Origin of the sequence: Companilactobacillus versmoldensis DSM 14857 = KCTC 3814 (genome assembly GCF_001434295.1) — a bacterium.
Lineage (GTDB): Bacteria > Bacillota > Bacilli > Lactobacillales > Lactobacillaceae > Companilactobacillus > Companilactobacillus versmoldensis.
In genome coordinates, this window is sequence record NZ_AZFA01000040.1 from 1 (window position 1) to 5,415 (window position 5,415).

Consider the following 5,415-nt stretch of genomic DNA (forward strand, 5'->3'; position numbering starts at 1 on the left):
GAAAGTTTAGACCCAAAATTTAGTTATATCTATGCAGGTAATTTAGAATCCTTAAATTGCCTGCTTTTATTTTGTCTTCAATTCTTTTTATAGATCAATAACCTAATTCTAATTAATATGATAATAAATTACAGTTATATGAACATGTCTTTACAATCTCCTGATTTAGTTGAAGCTGGCTTTAATCTTTTGTATTCTTAACCAGCACATGTAAGCAGGAGGAAATTTAAATGCGTAAAAGATTGCTACTAACTAGTGTTGCAGTTCTGAACACTTTAGCAACAGTTGCCGTCCCAACTGTTGTTTCAGCTGAGACGACTGACACTAATACAAATATCGAAGAAATAGTTCCAACAACAGATACTGACGATACTATCGAAACTGAGGCAGTAGCTGATCCAAACGTTGCTGTCAGCAACGAAGCACCAGATGTCATCAAAGGACCAGAAGTTTCAAAAGCTGACCCGACAGTGGCTCATGCTAACGACATCGAAGGCTTTGAAGTAGCCAAGGAAAACGCTTTGTCTCGTTCTTGGTCATCCCAAATGGCTTGGGCAGAACAAATTGGCCCCTGGGCTCAAAAATCAGCTCAACGTTATAACTTATATGCTTCAGTTATGATGGCTCAAGCCATCATTGAATCTGGTTGGGGTAAATCATCATTGGCTATGCCACCAAACCATAATCTGTTCGGTATCAAAGGAAGTTACCATGGTCAATCAGTTTCCATGCGTACGGCCGAATGGAGTCAAAGATATGGCTGGTATTACATCACCGCCAATTTTGCCAAATATCCAACCTATGAACAATCATTCGACGATAATGGTAATAAGCTCCGTAACGGTTTAACTTATAATCACTCATTCTATCGTGGTACTTGGAAAGAAAATACTCGTTCATACCGCGATGCAACAGCTTGGTTACAAGGTCGCTATGCAACGGCCCCTAACTATGCAGCTACTTTGAATAATATCATTTCTTCATACGACTTAACTCGTTATGATCGTCCAGTCCAAGAACCAGAAACTAATGCTGGCTCCGACGCACCGATAAATGGTACACGTTTTGACATGAGTGATATCGGGATTGTTAAAAATCCGCATGGTGCTCAAATCTATACTCAAGCTCATCCTGACCTACCTTCAAAAAATATTTTGAAGCATGGTTCTGATTGGCAAGTAACTGGTAAAGTAGTAACACCTGAAGGACACCTTTACTATCAGGTTTCAACTCAAGAATACGTTAAGGCATCTGATCTACAGCTAAAGTCAGATGATAAAGCTCAATCAAATCAAAAAGTTATCAAAGCAAATAATCCCAAGAGTTATGCCGTTCCACTAGTCGGTTTCGATAAAAGTGGCCAAGCTTTTGACGGAACACGTGGATTAGCTAACGGTAGCCTTTGGATCACTGACCAAGTCAAAGAATACCAAGGTCATAAATATCACCGTGTATCCACTAATGAATGGATCATGGATAGCTATGTTCAATTTATGAATTAATCGCTCGAACGTAAAACAGTCATTCCAAGATTTTCTGGAATGACTGTTTTTTTCGTTGTTATTTTGATTTAGTGTTAGAATATGTTCACTCTAGTTCTGTATCAGGGCGCGCTTCTACTCTTATAGCGGAAACGNTGCTACCAAAGGTGCCCAGTTTGCACTATCCTTCTCCATCTTTGAAGGCTGGGTATAGTGTCATCCCACCATCGATGAAGAGTGTTATTCCGGTTACGTAGCTTGATTCGTCTGAGGCTAACCAGGCTGCTCCGGCGGCTACTTCTTCTGGCTTACCAATTCTATTCATTGGTACCATTGAAACTGTCTTGTCATATTGTTTCTTGTCAGCAAATTTTTCGGCATTGATTGGCGTATTGATAGCTCCTGGTCCAATGCCATTGACACGGATATTTTGCTTAGCATATTCCATGGCGATTGTCTTGGTGAACAATTTGACACTACCTTTAGCAGCTGCATAGCTGGCAAAAGTAGGCCATGGGATTTGCTCATGGACAGATGACATATTGATGATATTACCCTTTTTCTCATTAGTAACAAAGTAGTTCAAAGCAACTTTGCAGCCTAAGAAGACACCTGTTTGGTTAACAGCCGTAACTTTGTTCCAATCATCTAACGTAGCCTCGTGCGTAGGCGATTTGATCTCCATTCCGGCATTGTTGATCCAGACGTCTAAGCCACCGAAATTATCAATAGCGGTTTGAAGTAACTCTTTTGCTCCTGCTTCAGAACTAATATCAGCTTGGACGATAACAGCATGTCCACCAGCCTCCTCAACAGCATCAGCAGCTTGTTGAGCACCATCCTTATCACTGTGATAGTTGATCACAACTGACATTTTTTCTTGGCCAAAACGTTTGGAAATTGCATTACCGATTCCTTTTGAACCGCCGGTAACGACGGCGACTTTCCCATTTAAATCCGAATACATATCTTTCCCTCGTTTCTTTGTACAAAAATTTGAATACTGGACGTTACATCTCTATTACATGGCAAAAAGATAAGATTGTCAATTTATAAAATATAAATATATGATTATTCTTGATGAGCATTGTGATACATATTGATAGCTGTATCTTCTAAGCCATTCAAGGTCTTCATATCTTCATCGCCGATCTCAAAATCAAGTTTGGCATTAGCTAAAATATGTTCCTTGTGAGTTGCCTTTGGAAGTGGCAAAGCTCCATTTTGAACAACGAATTGGATAGCTAATTGAGCTACGCTGACATTGTTTTTATCAGCGATTCGTTCAACAGTTGGGTTGCTGAGCATTTTACCAGTTGCAAGTGGTGAATAAGCTTCAATCAAAATATTGTGGTCTTTAGTGAATTGAGAGATCTTAGGTTCAGTGTGACCAACATAGTATTGGATCTGGTCGACGGCTGGAGTAACTTTTGCTGTCGTTAAGAGACTTTCTAAGTCGTGAACATCGAAATTAGATACACCGATTGACTTAACTTTGCCGGAGGCTTGGATCTCTTCTAAAGCTTTCCAAACTTCTTGATTAGCTTGGTCATACTTATTGATGTCACCTTCAGTACTCATTTCTGACCATGGGAATGGTGCATGGACTAAGTAAAGGTCCAAATAATCGATATCAAGGTTATTGAAAGTAGTCTCGAAATCCTTCTTAGCACCTTCATAAGTCTTAGTTTCCCCAGGCAACTTAGAAGTTACATAGATTTGGTCACGTGGGATATCAGAATCACGGACAGCTTGACCAACTTCTTTTTCATTGTCATAAGCTAAAGCAGTATCAATATGGCGATAACCGGCCTCCAAAGCATTCAAAACAGCTTCACGGGTCTTGTCAGCAGGCATTTGCCAAGTACCGAAAGCTACCTTAGGGATCTTAGTACCATCATTTAAATTATAAGTTTCATCCAATTTTGTCATAAAGAACTTCCCTTCTATTAATGATTCTTACTGTATACCTTCGACTTTAGTGTAAGGCAAATAATTTTTTTTGATGGTGTCTTATTTGACTGAATTTGTCATGAAGATAGCGTTTCTACGCCAAGTGCAATTCCTGGGATATTTTCAAATCAATTACCTAACCAGTGGTAGTGTTATGATGAATAATAATTGATACAGAAACTCTACTATACCAACAATTAGGATATTAATATGAAAAATTTGATGCAAAAATTAAATCAAAAAAGATATCTATACTTGCTGTTTCTTCTAGTTAGCGTTTTGATTGTCGTCTTTGTTAATTGGCATCCTGGACTAGCTTTCGGCTCTGGCGATTACCGTTACCACATCAACCGGATCGAAGCATTAGCGACTGCCATTACACATGGCAATCTCTTGCCAAAAGTCGACCAATATTTGGCTGGTGGCTTCGGCTACGCTTCGAGTCTTTTTTATCCAGACATCTTCTTATACCCTGCGGCTTTACTGCGAGTCGTTGGTCTACCAGTCGTCTGGACTTTTTTGTTTACCCAGATATACATCAATTTCTTGACCTTGTCGGTAAGCTATTTTGCCGGCAAAAGAATGCATTTTTCTGTTAAAAATGCCCTGATATTTAGCTTGATCTATTTCTTCAGTAGCTATCGTCTACAAGTTTTGTTCACTCGTCAAGATATGGGGGAACTTATGGGTATGATCTTCTTCCCATTGGTTTTATCGGAACTGTTGAAATTTCGCAAAGGTGAAATTGAACAATGGTACATTCTAGCGGTCGCGATGATCTGCGTTGGCTTTTCACATATTATTTCTTTGTTTATGATGATTTGTTTTGCAATTATTTTCGTTATCTTGAATCTAAAATACTTTTGGAAAAAAGACACCTTTTTCGCCATTTTAAAGGCTGCTCTATTGACGATCGGAGTAACTTTTTCACTTTACGGGCCAATTTTCGAACAAATGGCTGACCAAGATTTTACCGTATCGACACATCCCTTGATCCGTATTTATCAACAGATTCAACCACTCCATGACCTTTTGGTAAACTCCTTTAACAATCAGGTCTTTCACGGGACAACTGTTAATCTGGGACTTATAATAATTTTGTTTCTCTTCATATATACTGTTTATAATTTACTCAATCGTAAAAACTTAACTCTGACCATTATCGCCTGGCTGTTATTGATCTCTTGCAGTGAATTTTTCCCTTGGTATGCACTACGCCACAGTATCTTCGCCTCATTCCAATTCCCTTGGCGATTCTTCAGTCTGATTTCACTGATCGTAGCTTACTTTATTGCTAAAGACGATCTTCAGATCCTGCAGTTGAGATACTTCACACCAATTTTGCTGACTCTGACGCTGCTCGTAAGTTTCTCACTGTCGCAGGCTTCACTTAAAGCTGCACCAACCAAATTGCATACTTACGATGCATATGAACATATAAGCAGTTATTTGATTGGTGCTGGTCACGAATACCTACCTTCTGCAGTCGACTACAATGCTGTAAAAGCCGATAAACAACGAAAATTGCTTTACGATCATCAGGAACTTTCAGCATCACATCAAGAAATTACGAAAAGTATCGTCAAATTTTCCTTCAATACGAAAAAAACATTCCAAAAAGTTTCATTGCCGCTATTTTATTACAAAGGTTATCAAGCAAAGTTGACTGGAAAAGGGACCACGACCCAGCCCGAATTAGGTGACAAAGGTCGAGCAACCATAACCCTGAGGGGACGAGGAACAGTAACAATTCAATATCATTACACCACCATACAAAAATTTAGTTTAGCCGTTACCGGAGTATCCTTACTGTACAGTATTTTTCTGATTTGGCGACGTCGACAGATAATGCCTTAAAGACAAAAAAAGCCAGTATTCAACTTTGAATACTGGCTTTTACTTTGATTTAGTTAATGGAATATGGCTCGTCTAGTAGATGTATCGGCAGCAGTTATTTTGAACGGCTCTAAGTCAAATCGTA

General features: G+C 39.1%; 3 protein-coding genes and 1 pseudogene. 2 read left to right on the forward strand and 2 right to left on the reverse strand.

Annotated elements, in window-relative coordinates; all coding sequences use genetic code 11:
* Window positions 1-230 precede the first annotated feature (230 nt).
* Window positions 231-1,241 (forward strand): annotated as a pseudogene (locus tag FC27_RS12185) (glucosaminidase domain-containing protein); the annotation flags it as partial.
* 421 nt (window positions 1,242-1,662) lie between these two features.
* Here the strand turns inward: FC27_RS12185 and FC27_RS11230 are convergent.
* Entirely contained in the window at window positions 1,663-2,448 is a 786-nt protein-coding gene (locus FC27_RS11230) for a glucose-1-dehydrogenase (protein ID WP_010624476.1), read from the reverse strand.
* A gap of 104 nt (window positions 2,449-2,552) precedes the next feature.
* The gene (locus FC27_RS11235; RefSeq protein ID WP_010624477.1) at window positions 2,553-3,413 is read right to left on the reverse strand and encodes an aldo/keto reductase; all 861 of its coding nucleotides are present in this window, start codon (window positions 3,411-3,413) and stop codon (window positions 2,553-2,555) included.
* 231 nt (window positions 3,414-3,644) lie between these two features.
* Here FC27_RS11235 and FC27_RS11240 point away from each other — a divergent pair, with 231 nt between their 5' ends.
* A complete protein-coding gene (locus FC27_RS11240) occupies window positions 3,645-5,291 on the forward strand; it encodes a hypothetical protein (protein ID WP_010624478.1) in 1,647 nt (548 codons plus the stop codon).
* The last annotated feature ends 124 nt before the right edge of the window (window positions 5,292-5,415 follow it).

Bases quoted from the DNA above. Each gene is read 5' to 3' on its own strand.
- FC27_RS11230 (WP_010624476.1), bottom strand. From the start codon at position 2,448: ATGTATTCGGATTTAAATGGGAAAGTCGCCGTCGTTACCGGCGGTTCA.
- FC27_RS11240 (WP_010624478.1), top strand. From the start codon at position 3,645: ATGAAAAATTTGATGCAAAAATTAAATCAAAAAAGATATCTATACTTG.
- FC27_RS11235 (WP_010624477.1), bottom strand. From the start codon at position 3,413: ATGACAAAATTGGATGAAACTTATAATTTAAATGATGGTACTAAGATC.